The 18,272-nt window shown below is 63.1% G+C and carries 7 protein-coding genes; 6 read left to right on the top strand and 1 reads right to left on the bottom strand.

Features of this window, described 5'->3' with window-relative positions; translation table 11 throughout:
• Positions 1 to 10 precede the first annotated feature (10 nt).
• From OPIT5_01685 to OPIT5_01675, 3 genes are all read left to right on the top strand, one after another.
• Positions 11 to 1,459, top strand: coding sequence for an RND transporter (locus OPIT5_01685; GenBank protein ID AHF89157.1), 1,449 nt, complete (start codon positions 11 to 13; stop codon positions 1,457 to 1,459).
• 29 nt (positions 1,460 to 1,488) lie between these two features.
• Positions 1,489 to 1,725, top strand: a complete 237-nt coding sequence (locus tag OPIT5_01680; protein ID AHF93972.1) for a hypothetical protein — start codon at positions 1,489 to 1,491, stop codon at positions 1,723 to 1,725.
• An 81-nt stretch (positions 1,726 to 1,806) separates the two neighbouring features.
• Entirely contained in the window at positions 1,807 to 2,451 is a 645-nt protein-coding gene (locus tag OPIT5_01675; GenBank protein AHF89156.1) for a hypothetical protein, read from the top strand.
• 205 nt (positions 2,452 to 2,656) lie between these two features.
• On the opposite strand, the gene OPIT5_01670 is transcribed toward OPIT5_01675, so the two are convergent.
• On the bottom strand, positions 2,657 to 2,872 hold the full coding sequence (locus OPIT5_01670; GenBank protein ID AHF93971.1) for a hypothetical protein: 216 nt from the start codon (positions 2,870 to 2,872) through the stop codon (positions 2,657 to 2,659).
• Between the two features lie 1,417 nt (positions 2,873 to 4,289).
• On the opposite strand from OPIT5_01670, the gene OPIT5_01665 reads away from it, so the two are divergent.
• The 3 genes from OPIT5_01665 to OPIT5_01655 all read left to right on the top strand — a co-directional run bounded on the left by OPIT5_01665 (position 4,290) and on the right by OPIT5_01655 (position 18,255).
• Entirely contained in the window at positions 4,290 to 5,780 is a 1,491-nt protein-coding gene (locus OPIT5_01665) for a hemin-binding protein (protein ID AHF89155.1), read from the top strand.
• A gap of 39 nt (positions 5,781 to 5,819) precedes the next feature.
• On the top strand, positions 5,820 to 16,355 hold the full coding sequence (locus tag OPIT5_01660; GenBank protein AHF89154.1) for a hemagglutinin: 10,536 nt from the start codon (positions 5,820 to 5,822) through the stop codon (positions 16,353 to 16,355).
• Positions 16,356 to 16,497: 142 nt separating this feature from the next.
• Positions 16,498 to 18,255 carry an arginyl-tRNA synthetase gene (locus OPIT5_01655; protein AHF89153.1) on the top strand — a complete coding sequence of 586 codons (1,758 nt, stop codon included), beginning with the start codon at positions 16,498 to 16,500 and terminating at the stop codon, positions 18,253 to 18,255.
• The last annotated feature ends 17 nt before the right edge of the window (positions 18,256 to 18,272 follow it).

The raw sequence follows: 18,272 nt of genomic DNA, 5'->3' as shown, positions 1-18,272 counted from the left end.
ACTGCACACCATGTCTGCGAAACCTTCAGCCTTCAGCCCTTCAGTCTTCGGCCTTTTGACGGTGGTTGCCGCCCTCCTTGCCGGTTGCGCCGTCGGTCCCGACTACAAACCCCGACCCGTCACCACCCCCTCCGGCTACCGCACCGGTGCGGTCGCCGATCCGGCCGGCTCACCCGCCGCCACCGCGGCCGACCTCCCCTGGTGGCAGATCTACACCGACCCCGCGCTCGCCGCCCTCCTCCGCGACGCCCTCGCCGCCAATTACGACATCGCCCTCGCCGCCACCCGCGTCGAGCAGGCCCGCCAGGCCGTCGCGCAGGCCCGCTCCGGCTATTACCCCACGCTCGATTACTCCGGAGCCGCCAGCCGCGGCCGCAATCAGTTCGCCGGCAACCCCAGCCCCTCCCCGCTGGGCGCCACGCGCGACGATGCCACCGCTGTCCTCGGCGCATCGTGGGAGCTCGACCTCTGGGGCCGCGTCCGCCGCCTCGACGAAGCCGCCCGCGCCCGCTACCTCGCCACGGAGGAAGCGCGTAATGCCGTCGTCACTACGCTGGTCGCCGACGTCGCCCAGGCCTGGTACGAGCTTCTCGAGCTCGACGCCGAGCTCGGCATCGCCCGAAAAACCCGCGAATCCTTCGAGCGCAGTTACAAGCTCTTCGACGAACGCCTCCGGGGCGGCGTCGCCTCCACCATCGAGACCGCCCGCGCCGCCGCCGCCGTCGCGCAAACCGCCGCCGCCATCCCCGTCCTCGAACGCGAAATCATCCTCAAGGAAAACCAGATCAATCTCCTCCTCGGCCGTCCTCCCGGCCCCGTCGAACGCCAGGCCAGGCTCGATGCCCTCGCCGCGCCGCCCGCTCTGCCTGCCGGCCTTCCCGCCGATCTCCTCGCGCGCCGCCCCGACCTGCGCGGCACCGAACAAAACCTTCGCGCCGCCAATGCCGACATCGGCGTGGCGATTGCCGAGTATTACCCCCGCCTCAACCTCACCGGCGCCCTCGGCCGCGTCAGCCCCGACCTCTCCGATTTTACCCACGGCAGCGGCAACCTCTGGTCGATCCTCGGCGGCCTCACCGGCCCCCTTTTCCAGGGCGGGCGGATCAAGGCCGGCGTCGCCGCCGCCCGCGCCCGCTGGGAAGAGGCCCGCCTCACGCACGAACAAGCCGTGCTCAACGCCCTCAACGAGGTCAGCGAGGCCCTCGTCTCGCGTGACAAGATCGCCCTCTCCCGCGCCGAGCAGGACCGCCGGGTAGCCGCTCTCGAAAAAGCCGTCGGCGTCGCCTTCGACCGCTACGATGCCGGCCGCGCCAGCTACTACGAAGTGCTCGAGGCGCAGCAGCAGTTGTATCCGGCCGAGAACGACGCCGTCCGCGCCCGCCGCGACCAGTACCTCGCCCTCGTCCGCCTCTATCGCTCTCTCGGCGGCGGCTGGCAACCCGAAGCCGCCGCGCCGTAACCCCTCCCCCTGGTCGCAGGCCGTCAACCATGCGCTGCACCGATTTCATCGGCTTTCCTGCCGGTCTCCTCGCGGTCACGCTTCCGGCGGCCAGTCCCGACCCCTCCGTCCTCTCGTCCGTCGCCTCCGGCCTCGCGCAAGGCTTCGCCCTTCGGCGGCGTCCGTTCCCGCCTTGCGAAGAAGAATCCTGTTCAACTTGCGAATCGACCGGGCTTATGGCAAGGATGGTCGTGCTTGTTATATCGCCGCAGGCGAAGCATTTTTAATTTTGCCTCCCGCTTTCCGGGAGGCAGAAGACTACACACAACCATACCAGACCAATGAAAACCACCCGTATCCTAGTCAGTATTACGACCCTCGCGGTCGGCGCCGCCGCGCTGACGTTCGCCGGTTGCTCCAGTTCGGGCTCCAGCACGTACAAAAAAAGTGAAAACGCCGCCGCCTCGCTCCAGTCCTCCGGCGACGCGCTCGTCAAGGCGCGCGCGCAGATCGACAGCACCCTCGCGTCGCTCAACAACCTCGTGAACACCCCCGCCGCCGACCTCACGAAGCAGTACCAGGCGTTCGTCAAACAGTTTTCCTCGATGGAGAGCGCGGCCAAGGCCGTGAACGACTCCGCCGCCAGCATGCGCGCCAAGGCCGACAACTACATCGCCACCTGGGGCACGCAGGTCGCCGCCATCCAGAATCCCGAACTCCGCGCCGCCAGCCTCGATCGCCGCGCCGAGGTGTCCGGGAAGCTGCAAAAACTCGTCGCCGAATACGCCGGCGTTTCCGAGACCTACAAGCCCTTCCAGCAGAGCCTGAGCGATATCAGGCAGGTGCTCGGCGCTGACCTCACCACCAAAGGGCTCGATACCGTCAAGCCTTACGTGAGCAAGGCGACTGCCGATTCCGTGCCGCTCAAGGCCTCGCTCGACAAGCTCGTGGCCGATTTCAAGACGCTCGGCAGTTCCCTGCTCCCGTCCGGCCCCGCCGCCGCCGCGCAGTAAGCCGTTGATGACCCCGGGTGGCCGGCGGATTGGCAGAAAAAGCCGCCGCCATGCCCCGGGGTTCTTTGCTGACTGACGTTACGCCAGACGCAGCAAAGTGGCACAGGCTTCCTCCCCGCCCCTGGGCGGTTGAAAACACCGCCATCCCGGCGATCATGGGCAGAATTGCCGATGAAGCCTCACGGGCTGGATCCGCTGGCCAGGTTCATATCGACCTGAACGAGGCGCGAACCGAGGAGGGCAACTCCATCTTTTCATCACAGTTGATCGCACCTCCAGGTTCGTCTTTGCCCGGCCCGTCAAGCGGACCAGCCGGGCCACCGCCGTCGATTTCCTGCGCGAACTGATCAAGATCCTTCCCTCCGGTATCCACGCAGTCTTTATCGGCAAGGGAACCCGCTCTGCCTTTCTCCGGGACCAAAACAGGTCACCCTTGGGGTACGAAAGCTCCGGGTCATTCTGCATTCGTCATTTTCCATTGGCCGGCAGGGCGCCCCCCCCCGGTGGCATGATGAATCCGGATTTTGCTACCCGAATGACCGATTCCTGCTTGTCATTGGGGAAATGTTGTAGCAAATCGCTTGCCATTGTTTCCCCTCCACATCTCGTCCGGAGGCCTGTTTTCAGGTCACCTGGATGGACTGCCAGGAGGGAAATCAACGTGTTCTTCTTCATACATTCCCTCTCCCTTGGACAGATAACTTCGCACCCTCGTGCGGTTCCCCCGGATTGAGATTCAGGGGGGACTACCATGAATCGCCGTTGGTGTGGTCGCAGTCGCCTGAGTTCCGTCTCCACCGAAGCTCTCAAGCTGCGCCATGCACCATGCAGGCAAATCAACCAGACGATTCACTCACAATTCCGGCACCTTTGGTCCCCGTCACACCCGGGCGCCAATGCCTCTGGCGTTCATATCGCCCTTGGCCTGCCGTGCCTGTGCCAGAACCTGCCGTTCCCTTTCCCTGCTTGCCTGACGCATCCCTCATCACGTTCGGGCTTCTGCCCCGCTGACCGCAATCGATGCGGACTCCGGAAATGCCGGTCCTTCACCTCCTCAACTCCAGTTCCTCTTCACAAGCAACATGACAAAAGAAAAGAATCCCTCCTCGCTCGGTCCCTCCCGCAGTGGTTCCGGTGGCCCCACCCATGTGTATGCGATCCGTTTCTCCTCCCTCCTGGCGGTGCTGGTGCTCGGCGGCTTGTTAATCACTCCATCGGCTCGCACGCAGGGAAAATCCACACAGTCGGATGACGGCAAGGTCTACTTCGCACCCTTCCCGCCTGTTTCCACCGGGGAAGCCAAACCTGTGATTGACGATACCCCTGCGTCTCCTCCTGCCGTTGCGGTTTCTGCAAGCTCCGGACCATCCACAACGAAGGCCCCGCAGAAAGAATCCGGTTCTGCCAGATCTGTCACGCCGACGTCCTCCGCCAAACCTGCCACCGCTCCAGCCAAGGCAGCCCCGGGCCAATCCGCCACCTCTGAAAAAGCCGCTCCTCGCGTCCGGTCCGCTTCCCGTACCCCTGTCGCTCCTCCCTCGCAATCCACCCGATTCGCTGTCCCGCCCTCCGCTACCACCGAAACGGCCACCTCCAACAAAACCGCTACTCCTGCCAAACCGGCAGGCCCGGCCGTTGAGGCCACAGCTTCTGCCGCCAGGCCCGCTTCCGCTGCCTCTGCAGCTGCCGTCTCCCCGGTCCCTGATTCCGTGCCTGCCGCTACCCCGGTCCAGATGTCCGGTGCCCGAGGCGCTTATTCGGAAGCTCTTGGTACTGCTCTTCCCCCCGTCCCCTCCAAGGATACCCCCCTGGTCACCACGCCGAAACCCGTGGCTCCCATGACCCCTGCCGACGCTGGCCCGCGCATTCACGTCAGCGAGATTCGTTTTGTCGGCAACACACTCTACGATCAGCAAACGCTTGCTGCTCTCGTTGCCTCCGACCTCAACCGCGAGCTCACTTTCCAGCAGCTTCTCGCCACCGCCACCCGTGTTGAAAATTATTACCATCAGAAAGGCTACCAGCTTGTACGCGTGGTCATCCCCAGGCAGGACGTCCGTGACGGCGGTCCCATCGAATTCCGTGTCCTTGAAGGCTGGCTCGGCCAGATCCATGTCACCGGCAACCGCCGTTACTCCACCCGACGCGTCCTCGATACCCTTGCCCACACCACCGCCATCGGCCAGCCCTTCACCATACCGGAGGTAGAGCGCCCCCTCGTTTTCCTCAACGAACGCTCCGGCCTCACGGCCAGCTCCACCCTCAAGCCTGGCGCAGAAACCGGCTCCACCGACATCGAAATCGAGATCAAGGAAGATCGCCGCATCTCCGGTTCCATCGAAGCCAACAACTTCGGCAGCGACGATTCCGGCGAATACCGCATCATCCCTGCCTTCTCTCTCCCCAACTTCACCGGCGCGGGCGATGTCTTCAGCGCCTTCGGTGTCTTCTCTCCCGACCAGACCGACGTCTGGTTCTATCAGGTCGATTACACCCGCCCCCTCGGCACCAACGGCACCTCCGGCCACCTTTACTTCGGCCAGGGCAACAACGAGGCCGGCAACGAATACGAAATCCTCGACATCAAAGGCGACAACATCTCCTGGGGCGCCGGTCTCTCCCATCACATCATCTGGTCCGCCCGCTCCTCTCTCAACCTCCAGGGCTGGTTTGAGTGGCAGGACATGGAGCAGCGCATGCTCGGCGGCATCACCAGCGACGACAGCATCCGCAAACTCCGCTTCGGCGCCGACTACGACCGCAAGGACAACTCCGGCCGCACCTTCCTCTCCCTTCACATCCATCAAGGCCTCGGCCACATCCTCGGCGGCATGAAAGACAACTATACCCTCTCCAGCCGCGCCTACGCCGGGGCCGACAACAGCTTCACCAAGTTTGTCCTCAGCCTCATGCGTGTCCAGAGCTTCCACCCCCGCCTTTACGCCCTCCTCAACTTCACCGGCCAGTACTCCCTCGACCCCCTCGTCTCCGGCGAACAGATCTACATCGGCGGCGCCAACACTGTCCGCGGCCAGCCCCAGTCGCACTACTCCGGTGACGACGGCTTTGTCATCAACGCTGAAGTCCGCTTCTCCATCCTCCCCGACAACGCCCGCTGGCAACTCGCCGGGTTCTTCGATCACGGCGAGACCCACCTCCAGCGGCCCATCATCGGCCAGCAAAAATGGCGCAGCCTCTCCGGTGCCGGCCTCGGCTTCCGCGCCGAGCTCTTCAAAAACCTCGACGCCCGTTTTGACGTCGGTTTCCCCGTCGGCGCCCAACGCGGTGACGACTGCTACTTCTACGGTCAGGTCCGATTCAGTTTCTGACCCCCCCGCCCCTCCACGGACACTGAACAGAACACTATCATGACAACGAAACGCACGACCATCAGCCTGTTTATGAAAACCGAAAAGCAGTCGTTCACACGCGGCCTTCTTGCCTCCGTCCTGAGCGGACTCATGGCCGTCCTGCCCTCCATGGCCTATGCCCGTCCCACCGGCGGCAAGGTTGTGGCCGGTGAAGCCAGCATCTCCAGCGGCGGCAACACCACGACCATCAACCAGCTCACCAACAAGGCCATCATCGACTGGCAACAATTCGGCATCAACGCCAACGAAGCCGTCCGTTTCCTCCAGCCCGGCGCAGCCTCTGTCATCCTCAACCGCGTCACCGGCGCCGACGCCTCGAAAATCCTTGGCGCCCTCAGTGCGAACGGCCGCGTCTTCCTCCTCAACCCCAATGGCATCCTCTTCGGCCCCGGCTCCCGGGTTGATGTCGCCGGCCTCATGGCCAGCACCCTCGGCATCCGCAACGAAGACTTCATGGCCGGCAACTACACCTTCACCCAGGACCCCGCCGCCCAGCTCGCTTATGTCGTCAACCACGGTCGCATCACCGTTGCCGACAACGGCTTTGCCTGGCTCGTCGCTCCCGGCGTCGAAAACGCCGGCATCATCGTCGCCAAGGGCGGCCACGTCGCCCTCGCCTCCGGCAAACAGGCTTATGTCGATTTCTCCGGCGATGGCCTCGTCAAGTTCCGGGTTTCGGGCAAGATCACCGAAAAAGTCATCGGCCCCGATGGCGAGCCCATGAGCAGCTCCGTCTCCAACACCGGCGCCCTCCAGGCGCACGGCGGCCAGGTTCTCCTCTCCGGCGACACCGCCCGCGACATCGTTTCCTCCGTCGTCAACAACACCGGCGTCATCGAGGCCAACTCCCTCGCCGACCTCACCGGCTCCGTCCAGCTCCTCGCACGCAACGAAGGCGACGTCCTCAACAGCGGCACGATCACCGTATCCTCTGCCGCCACCGGTTCCACTGCCGGCGCCATCACCCTCGCCGGTGAAAACGTCGGCCAGTTCGGCACCCTCGCCGCCGATGCCGCCGGCCAAGGCGATGCCGGCTCCATTGACCTCCGCGCCACCCATACCGTGGCCGTCGGTTCCGCCAGTACCACCACCGCCAACGCCGGCCAGCAAGGAGACGGCGGCACCATCCTCGTCGTCGGTGAACACTCCGCCCGCATCGGCACCGGAGCCGCCCTCCAGGCCCGCGGCGGTGCCCTGTTCGGCGATGGCGGTTTCATCGAGACCAGCGGTTACCGGAGCTTCGAAATCGGCGCCGCCCCCGACGTCTCCGCGCCCAACGGCCTCGCCGGCACCTGGCTCATCGACCCCGCCAATATCGAAATCGTGTCAGGCAACACGAATACAAACATCACCGGCACCGGCAACCCCTTCTCGTCCAGTGCCGATACGGCCGAGCTCGGGATCGATAACCTCCTCACCGCCCTCGGCACCGGCAATGTCACCATCACCACTGGCAATGTCGGCACCCAGGATGGCAGTATCACGCTCTCGACAGCCTTGGCCTACACCGGCACCAATGATCGCACCCTTACCCTTAATGCCCACAACAGCATCTTCATCAATCAGGCCATCTCTTCGGGCACCAACAAACTGAACCTCGCGCTCAACGCCGGCAGCAACGCCGGCGGTGGCACCGGTAATGCCAACGGCTCCGTCACCATCGCCGCCGATATCACTACCAACGGCGGCAGCCTGACCACCACCGGCAAGGATTTCACACAGAGCAGTGGTGTCCTCAGCACCGGTGCGGGAGCCATCACGTTCAACAACACGGGAGCCGTCGCCCTCAACGGCTCCCTTGCGACCACCGGTAACTTTACCGTCGCGAATGCAGGCGGCTTTAGCTTCGCAAACGCCATCGACACCGGCGCCGGTAACATCTCCATCACTACAGCCGGCGGCATCAACGTCGCACATGATCTCACCACCACCGGCACCGCCTCCCTGACTGCGACCACCGGCCACATCGCCGGCCCTGGTCTCCTCACCGCCGACACCCTCAATCTGGAGACCCGGGGAGCGCAAAACGCCTCGATCGGGAAAGTGACCTACGGCACGGATGGGGGCGGCAACGAGACCATCACCCTTGACCCCCTGAAAATCTCGGCCGGCACCCTGAATGCGTCCACAAAATCGGGAACCAACGGCGACACCACCTCGACCGGCAACATTATCATCACGAACACCGGGGCAGGTGATCTCACCCTCGGTGCGATCACGACAAACGGCGACAGAAGTGACACCGACATCGCCAGCGTCGTCATCACAACCCGAAACGGTGCACTGAAAGGCAGCGGAGGCGGTACTCATGTCGATGCCTGGTCCGCCACGCTTGACGCCAAAAACGATATCGGCTCTCTCAACACCCGCCTTACCTTCCTCACCGCATCCACGCAGACCAGCGGCAGCATCACCCTCAACAACACATCGGATACGCTTTACATCCGCGATGTCACTGTCCGCGAGTATGGCAATGCCGCCCTCCTGACCGAGGCGGGCGATATCAAGGCTTATGAGATCACGGGGGGAGGAAGTACTCCGGCCACGACCACCCACGATGGCACCAAAGACATCCGGATTACTTCATCGGGAAACATCGGGATCTATGGCAACATTTCTGCCACCCGGGAAGTCGATATCGAATCGACCGCTGGCTCTATTCTTAACGTGCCGACAGGCTCAGCCACCGGCATCACCTCAAACACGCTCAAGCTGAGCGCTGGTAAGGGCATCGGTCAGAACGGGAATGCCCTTACCACCATCACCGGCGGACGCATCAATGCCACGGCCTCGGATGGAGGGGTCTATCTGCAGGAAGCCAACCGTCTCACTATCGGCACCATCACCGCATCGGGCACAGATAACGACGTCGGTCTTGCCGCAATGGGCGGCAATGCCTGGTTCGGTTTCGACGACTCCGCGATCACCGCCGCCGGAGGCACTGTAACCATCGCCGTCGCCACCGGCAATATCTCCACCGTTGGCACCCATACCTCCAACGTCATCACCGCCGCCGAGGCCGTTCTCTCCGCAAAGCAGATCGGGACCGCCGGCAAGGCGCTCAAGACGGCGGTGGATTCCATCACAACGACCGTTGCCGAACAGAATGGAATCACCCACGTCGACAATTCCACTGCACTGACCTCCATTGCCGCCACCACTGCCGGCGGCCGGGTCACCATCAACTCCGCCACTGCCGACCTCGCCTTTGATTCAACAAACAAAAACCTCTCCGTAACCACCGGTACCGGCACTTCCCTTGCCTTTGCCAACACTGCGGGCGACCTTGTGCTCACCGGGATCAATCTTGGCTCCAATTCCCTGAATCTGAATGCCGCCGGTTCCATCACCCAGAGCGGTGGCCATCCCCTCGTCGCCGGCGATGCCACGCTCGTCGCCACCAAAAATATCGGGACAAGCACCACGGATCTTTCGACGCAGGTTTCCTCGCTTGATCTCAAAGCCGGCCAGGGCGGCATCTACATTTCCCAGCAAGGCGGCCTGACGCTGACCGCCGCCGCAAAAGGCGCAAATTCGGACGTCAGGATCACGCAAACCGGCGCCGGTGACCTCGACCTCAAGACGGTTTCCTCTGCGCAAGGCGGCGTTACCCTCCAGTCATCGGGCTCGATCCTCAACGCCGCTGGCCCCGGAGTCACCAACATCACCGGCAACTCCGCGACCCTCACGGCCGCCAGCAGCATCGGCTCGGATGCCGCCCCCCTCTCCACCAAAATCTCCGGAACCGGCGGCCAGTACGCTGATTTCACCGCCACGGCAAACGGTGCCATCGTCGTTGAAAACACGGGAGACATCAATCTTGCCGCCACCACCCACGATGCCGGCGACATCACCTTCACCAACTCCGGTGGCATCAAGCTCGGCGCCGTGACGGCCGGTGCCGGCCACGACATCAACCTGACTGCCACCGGGCAGATCACCGACGGCAACGGCGATGCTGCCAACCTTACGGCAAAAAATCTCGCCCTGAAAGCCGGCAGCGTCGGCACATCGTCGGATTCCCTCGAAATCGCTGTAGAAAAGCTGACCGTGGATACGACCAACGGCGGTCTCTACCTCAAGCAGATTGGCAGCAGCGACCTCTACCTCGCCTACGCCAGGTCCGCCAGTGACACCTCGATCGAGGCATCCCGGGATATCTACCTCGGTGTCGTCGAAGCCACCGGCAAAAATGTCATCATCAAGGCCGCCAACGGCGACATCATCGACGACCGCATGACCGGGGAAACACGGCCCAACGTCAGAGCCTACGCTCTCGATATCACGGCAAAACACCTCGGCACGCAGGCGGACCCTCTCGAGTTAGATATCAACGTCCTCAACGCCACCGCCACCGAAGGCGACACCTTTGTGGAAAACCTCGGATCGCTTCATGTCACCGCCGGTTCTCTCACCGGGAAGGGCGTAGGCCAGGCTGTTTCAATCAAGGCTTCCAGTATCACCGTCTTCGACAACAACGGTGGCACCACAACCCTCGACAATAATGGTTCGCTCGAACTCATCGCCAAAAACGGCAACATCGTCTTCCTCAACCCGACGGATACGGTCGCCGTTACAGGCACCGGCACCATTACCCTGGAGGCCCTCGGCACGGTGCTTCCCGGCGGGGAGACAGGACTCGTTGGCGTCATCATTGCCGGCAACCTGAAGACGGCCGGAGGTAATATCACCCTGAAAGCCTCCTCGCACATCAGCATCAACCTTCTCGATGCAGGGACCGGCAACGTCACCGTTCAGTCCGGCAACGGTCTCATCATCGACGGCAATGGCAGCGCCGTGAACATCATTGCCAGGAACGTCACCCTTAGCGGCAAATCGCTCTCCGACGCCCAGGCGTGGCAGGATTTGAGCAAGGCCATCGCCGATGCCGGAGACAAGAATCTCAACCTCAACTTGCAGACCCAGCAGAAAACCTACGAGGAGCAGCTTGTCGCCATGTATGCGTCTTTCGTTTCCCTTTACCAGACACTCTACAACAACTCCGTCAATGATGTGAGTGCCAAGGAATCTGCGGTTTCTTCTGCGCAGTCCTCATATGATGCTGCGTATTGGACGTTCTATGCCGCTGGTATCGCTTTTGATACGGCTAATCTTGTCGCATCCATCCTTGAGATACCCGCAGGGGCAGCCCAGGCGATTCCGCTTGTTGGCGATGGAGGCGCCGCACTTGCCCTGGGCATTGCAAAGGCCGTTTTGGCCGGTTTGCAGGTGGCGGCCGGTGCAGCCGAGCATGCGGTGGAAGCAATGGGAAACAACCTTTCCGATGCGGAACACGCGTTGATCACAGCGGAGGCTGCATTATTTTCAAACAAGCAACATCTGGATGACAATACAGGTCTGCTGAACACCCATACCTCGATCCTGAATGACCTGACCGACAAGCAGGCCAAGGCCGAATACGCCCTTGCTGCGAGCAAGCTGCTCAATCAACTCGCCCAAAAGGCCTATGACGACAACAACGTCATCGGCACTGCTACCCAGGCGCTCGGCATTCAGGCCGAGCGGGTCGATGCCACGGCTTTCGGCCAGAGCAACATCTACATCGAATCGCCGGGCAGCCTCGGCATCGGCAACCTCTCCGCTCAAGGGATCGATACCACCATCGAAACCACGGCCCAAGGCGACCTCAATATCCTCGGTCAATCCACCAGCACGAAGGATATCATCCTCTACTCCGAAAACGGAGCCATCAACGGCTCGACAAGTGGCAAGCTCGTCACCGGCGATCTTGTCGCCATCGCTGCCAACGGTGTTGGCAGGGGCACCCCGCTCAACACCCAGGTTGACCGAATTGCGGCCTCCGGAGGCACCGGAGGAGCCAGGTTTGTCAACGACAACGGCATCGAGCCCCTCACCATCGACGGAATCAGCGTCGCCACCAGCAATGTGACGCGGACCGTCACCGGTGTCAGCGGTGCTGACGACATCCTCATCGAGACCACCGGTGACCTCATTCTGAACAAGGAAGTCAAGGACACTTCCGGCACGCATACCGTCACGCTTGAGGCGACCGGTGGTTCGATCACGGGCGCGGACATTGTCCGTCACGTTACCGGAGGCACGCTCAATACGACGGCGGCGAGCGGCATCGGGACAGCCGGCACGCCGTTGCGCACGGACGTTGCCGAAATCATCGCCACCGTTACCGGTGACGGGCTGATCAACATCGACGAGAAAGATGCGATCAAGCTGACGAGCGTGACCACGGAGAACGGCCCGATCACGGTGAAAGCCGGAGGAGATATCGACGCGGTCAGCGTGGTATCGACGACTGACGCAGCGGGCAACACGATCGACCTCACCGCGACCAGCGGAGACATCACCGCTGGCACGATCACCGCCGGAGCCACTCACGGCGACATCACGCTGACAGCCACGGCCGGCCAGGTGAACAACGATCAGAATACCGGCACGAAGATCACCGGTCACGACCTCACGATCACGGCCGCGACCGGCATCGGCATGGCGGGAACCGATGCGAACCGCTCGCTGGACACCGACGTGGCCAGCCTGGTTGCCAACGTCACGGGCGCTGGAGATATCAACATTGCCGAGACGGATGATCTTGCTGTGAAGCAGGTCGCCACCCCCGACGGCGACATCACCATCGTCAGCGCCACCGGCAGCCTGGCCCTCACGCAAATCGCAGCGTCCGGCGCCGGCAACACGGTGACGCTGAAAGCCGCCGGTGCGATCACGGACGCGACGGATGCCGCCGACACGAGCAACAAGATAACGGCGACGAACCTTGCGGCGATTGCCGGGACCGGCATCGGAGCCGCGGACAACCACCTTGAAGTGCAGGTTGATAACCTTGAGGCCTACACCGCGACGGGAGGCATCTACATCAATGATCTCACGGGTGATCTGACGATCGGGGATGTAACACCCGGTCTGGGACTGCCTGCCCTTGAAGGAGTCAAGGCAGACGAAGGCGACGTGGTGCTGACGACGGCAGGCAATATGGTGATCAACGAGATCGTGGCCGCCCTCGACGGCGACGCGACGCTCGATGCGACCACCGGCTCCATTACAGGCGCGGACAGCCTCACGCGTCACGTCATTGCGGATACGCTGACGGCGACGGCGGCGACCGGGATCGGGGCAGCCGGCACGCCGCTGCGCACAGACGTTACCGAACTCATCGCAGAGGTGACTGGCGCCGGCCTCGTCAACATCGACGAGAAGGACGCGATCAAGCTGACGAGCGTGACCACGGAGAACGGCCCGATCACGATCAATGCCGGTGGTGACATCGATGCCGTCAAGGTCGTTTCCACCACCGACGCGGCAGGCAATGACATCGCGCTCACCGCCACCGCGGGCAACATTACCGCAGGAATCATCGGCGCCGGCCACACATACGGTGACATTGCCCTCACCGCTGTCGCCGGCCAGGTGAACAACGACCAGAACACTGGCACGAAAATCACCGGCCATGACCTCACGATCACCGCAGCCAATGGTATCGGCATGACTGGCGCCGATGCGAACCGCTCGCTGGACACCAACGTGGCCAGCCTGGTTGCCAACGTCACGGATGCGGGTGATATCAACATTGCCGAGGCCGACGATCTTGCCGTGAAGCAGGTCGCCACCCCCGACGGCGACATCACCATCGTCAGCGCCACCGGCAGCCTGGCCCTCACGCAAATCGCAGCGTCCGGCGCCGGCAACACGGTGACACTGAAAGCCGCGACGGCCATCACCGACGCCACCGCCGACACCAGCAGCAAAGTCAGTACGGACAATCTGGCGCTCATCGCCGGCACCGGCATCGGCACATCCGCCAACTCCCTCGAAGTCCGGATCAAAAACCTCGAGGCGGCCACCGGCGCCGGTGATATCCACATCACCAACCTCACCGGTGATCTCACCATCGGAGATGTCACGCCGGGCCTCGGCCTCGCCGCCCTCGACGGCGTCAGGGCCGACCAGGGCAACATTGTCCTCACCACCCCGGGCAGCATGATCATCAACGAGACCGTGGCCGCCCCCGATGGCGACGTCACGCTCGAGGCGACCGCCGGCTCCATTACGGGTACCGGTCCCATTCCTCCGCAGTACCACGTCGAGGCCAGAACCCTTGATGCGACCGCCGCCACCGGTATCGGTACCGCCGATACACCGTTGCGCACCAACATCGACAACCTCATCGCCGCCGTCACCGGCACCGGTCTCATCAACCTGGAGGAGAATGACGACATCAACCTTGAGCATGTCACCACCGCCGACGGTCCCGTTACCATCAAGGCCGGAGGCGACATCACGATCGATTTCGTGGACGCCAACGGCACCGTGACGCTCTCCTCCGACAATGGGTCCATCATCACCAATCCCGGAGGTGAACTCACCGGCGAGGGGCTTGTCATCGACTCGGGCTCCGGCATCGATGTGGATACCGACGTTGACTGGGTTGATTTCACCGTCACCGGCACGGGTGACATTATCATCCGCGAGCAAAGCGGCCTCGACCTCCGCAATGTCGTCACCGCAAACGGATACATTGACGTCAGGACCGGTCTCAATGGCCAGGGCGTCGGTGACATCACGGCGACCAATGTCATTTCCCAAACCGACATCGATCGCAACGACATCACCCTCCATGCCCTTGCCGGTGACATCACCATTCACAACGTCGTTGCCGGCCAGGGGCAGAACGCCGATGTTGTCCTCATCGCTGATACTGGCGCCGTGAGCACCGCCCGGCCCGGAGGCAATCCGGTCGTCGCCGACGAACTCGATGTCACCGCCGTTTCCGGTATCAATCTGGAAACTACGGTCAACGCCGCCCGCCTTGTCACTACGGGCGCCGGTTCCGTTGTTATCAACGAAACCGACGCCATCACCCTGGCCGACGTCACCGCCGCCAATGGTCCGATCGACATCACCGCCGGTGGCACCGTTACCGCGACCCACGTTGTTTCCGCCACCGATTCCGCTGCCAACCATGTCAACATTACCGCCACCTCGGGCGATATCATTGTCGATCTCGTTGCGGCCGGCACGGGCCAGGGCGGCGACGTTACGCTCCGGGCCGATGGCGTGATCCGCGAAAGCACACCCGAGGATGCCGAAGCCGACATCGTCGGCAACACCGTCAATCTCCATGCCGGAGGCGATATCGGTCTTGGCGATGCGGGGGCTCTCGAAATCAACAGCAACCGCCTGAACGCCTACTCGCGCGACGGCAACATCACCCTTGCCGATACCGGTGACGTCATCATCAACGAACTCCACGCCCTCAATGGTTTTGTCAAAATCACTGCCGGCGGTCACATCGCCGACGACAACGACGACACCACCTGGATCAAGGCGAAGGATCTTGTTCTCGAAGCTGGCACCGGTATCGGAGAGCAAGGCCCCGCCGCCACCCGCGCCCTCGACACCGAAGCCCGCACCCTCAGCGCCTCGGTCACGGGAACCGGAGGCATCAACATCGCCCAGTCGTCCGACGGGCTCCTGATCCACAATGCCTCCACGGCGGACGGTGACATCAACATCATTGCCACCAGAGGTGACATCGACGTGGACCTCGTCACGGCCGCCGGCCTTGGCAACACTGTCAATCTTCTGGCTCACGACGGTGCCATCCGTGACGTCCGCAACGACGATCTCGTCAACATTACCGCTGATAACCTCAGCCTCAACGGGTCGAACGGTGTTGGATCGAGGGACAATCTCCTTGATGTCGCCACCGCGCTTATCACGGCGCATGGCGGCACCGGTGGTGTTTATATCAATAACCTCCGCGAAGGTCTCGTTCTTGCGGGTCTGGATACCATCCTCGGTGATATCTTCCTCCGCACGCCCGGCCTCCTGGAAATCAACGATCCTCTCATCAATTCGGGCGGGGGAGACATCTCCCTCACCACCACAGACACCGGTGCAGATACCGACTACATCATCATCAACGCCCTCATCCAGGCGACCGGTGGCAACGGCAGCGTTTACCTCGATGCCGACGACACCCTGATCCAGAACGCCGCCATCCGCGTCGAGAACAAGGGGGCAGTCGAAGCCACCGCCGGGATCGACATCATCATGGGAGCCGGCACCACCACGACCGCCGACCTCGACCACATCACCTATACGGCGGGCAACCGGATCGAACTCGGCCGCCTGATCGCCTCGACGCAACCCGTCGGCGGCACCGTCACGGTGCAGGCCCCGGTGATCGTCAACAACAACCCTGCCGGCCTCGCCGCCATTGCCGGAGCCTTCCTCAAGGTCAACACCGCCCCTGGTGTTACCAAGGGCATGGTTGAGGATCTGATTGCCGGCCGCGATACTGCTTCCGCCATCTGGCTCAACCAGCGTCTGGTGGGCGGTCTTCTCAGCCGCGATCCCTCCGTCATCGGCCAGCCTCGTGTGGATTCCGTCACCTACGACATCGGATGGCGGCCCCTCTACGAGTCCGGTTATGAGAATCTGCCGGTTGATGAGAGTGCCTATGCGGGTGAAGGATTCGTTCGTCAGGGGAATTCCGACATCTGGAGCTTTATTCGTTGATCCGATGTTTTCCCCGGAGCGGCGATCCCCGGATCGCCGCTCCGTTATTCATGCTTTCTGGACCGATACTGTTGCGCAGGAGGATCCTCCTCGCCCAAATCCGCGCTTGCCCGCTGCGGCCTCCGGACGGTTGATTGACGGGATGTCCGTTCCATTCCACGTCGCCTCCGCCCTCGAAGTCGCCCTCACGTCCGCCGCCGCCCGCGCCGGGCTCGACGCGGCCAGCTTTGCGCCGGACGTACGCACCGCCGACCCCAAACACGGCGATTACCAGGCCAACGGCGTCCTCGGCTACGCCAAACGCGAAAAGCAGAACCCCCGCGCCCTCGCCGAAAAGCTCGTCGCCGCGCTCGACGAGGCCACCCGCGCCGGTTTCGAAATCACCATCGCCGGCCCGGGGTTCATCAATTTCACGCTCCGCCCCGCCGCCGCCCAGGCCTGGCTCGACGCCTGGACCACACCCGCCGGCCTCGCCGCCGGCGCCGCCGCCGACCGCGCCGGGCAGACGTGGGTTGTCGATTACAGTTCACCCAACACCGCCAAGCAGATGCACGTCGGCCACCTGCGCTCCGCCGTCATCGGCGAGGCCATCTGCCGCCTGCTCGCCTTCAGCGGCGCAAAGGTCATCCGCGACAACCACCTCGGCGACTGGGGCACCCAGTTCGGCAAACTCATCTACGGCTACAAACGCTGGGTGAACCCGGAAAAACTCGCCTCCGAACCGATCGAGGAACTCGAACGCCTCTACAAGCTCGGCAACAGCGCCACGCCCGACGGCTCGCCCGAACTCGAGGAGGCGCGCCAGGAACTCGTCAGGCTCCAGAACGGCGACCCCGGCAGCGTCGCCCTCTGGCAACAGTTCAGCGACATCAGCCTCGCCGCCTTCCAGCAGATCTACGACCGCCTCGGTATCCGTTTCGATCATACGCTCGGCGAGAGTTTTTACAACGACAAGGTCGGCCGTGTTTACGAGGAGCTGGCCGCCGCCGGCCTCTCGCAGGAAAGCGAGGGCGCGGTGGTCGTTTTCCATCCCGAACACCCGCGCTTCAAAACGCAGCCGTTCATCATCCGCAAGACCGACGGCGCCAGCAACTACGCGACCACCGACCTCGCCACCGCGCTCTATCGCGCCGAGCATTTCCACGCCGACGGCATCGCCATCGTCACCGATTTCCGGCAGAGCGACCACTTCGAGCAGCTTTTCCTCACCGTCAAAAAATGGTTCGAAAAAACCGGTCGCCGCGTGCCCCGGCTCGAGCACGTGAGCTTTGGCGCCGTGACCGGCGAGGACGGCAAGGCGCTCAAGACACGCGACGGCGAGACGATCAAGCTGAAGGCGCTGCTCGACGAGGCGGAAGAGCGCGCCTTCGCGCTCGTCACCGAAAAAAATCCCGAGCTTCCCGAGGCCGAGCGCCGCGAGATCGCGCGCGCCGTCGGCATCGGTTCCGTGCAATACGCGGACCTCTCGCAAAACCGCAGCAGCAACTACGTGTTTTCGTGGGACAAGATGCTCGCGCTCGACGGCAACACCGCGCCCTACCTGCTCTATGCGGTGGCGCGCATCCGTTCGATTTTCCGCAGGCTCGACCTCAAGCCCGGGGATGCCGCAACGGGGCAGGGCGCTTCGCCGCTCGAAACGCCGGCCGAGGTCGCGCTCGCCCGCAAGCTGGTGAAGCTGCCCGATGCGCTCGCGCTGGCGACGGGGCAGTTGCGGCCGCATTTCCTCTGCCTGTATCTTTACGAGCTGGCGGGCGAGTTCAGCGCGTTTTACGCCGCGGAGAAAGTGGCGGTGGAGGATGCGCCCGTCCGCGCCCGCCGCCTGCTGCTCTGTGCGCGCACGCTGCTCGTCCTGGAAACCGGATTACACCTCCTCGGCCTGCGCACGCTGGAGCGGATGTAGGCCGGCGTTCCTGCCGA

The sequence above is a fragment of the Opitutaceae bacterium TAV5 genome (assembly GCA_000242935.3).
In the GTDB taxonomy this organism is placed as follows: Bacteria; Verrucomicrobiota; Verrucomicrobiia; order Opitutales; family Opitutaceae; genus Geminisphaera.
The sequence above is the reverse complement of the archived record's forward strand: the minus strand, read 5'-3'. Positions and strand labels throughout refer to the sequence as shown.

Coding starts and splice junctions, on each gene's coding strand:
- OPIT5_01685 (AHF89157.1), top strand. CDS start 11: ATGTCTGCGAAACCTTCAGCCTTCAGCCCTTCAGTCTTCGGCCTTTTG.
- OPIT5_01680 (AHF93972.1), top strand. CDS start 1,489: ATGCGCTGCACCGATTTCATCGGCTTTCCTGCCGGTCTCCTCGCGGTC.
- OPIT5_01665 (AHF89155.1), top strand. CDS start 4,290: ATGACCCCTGCCGACGCTGGCCCGCGCATTCACGTCAGCGAGATTCGT.
- OPIT5_01660 (AHF89154.1), top strand. CDS start 5,820: ATGACAACGAAACGCACGACCATCAGCCTGTTTATGAAAACCGAAAAG.
- OPIT5_01655 (AHF89153.1), top strand. CDS start 16,498: ATGTCCGTTCCATTCCACGTCGCCTCCGCCCTCGAAGTCGCCCTCACG.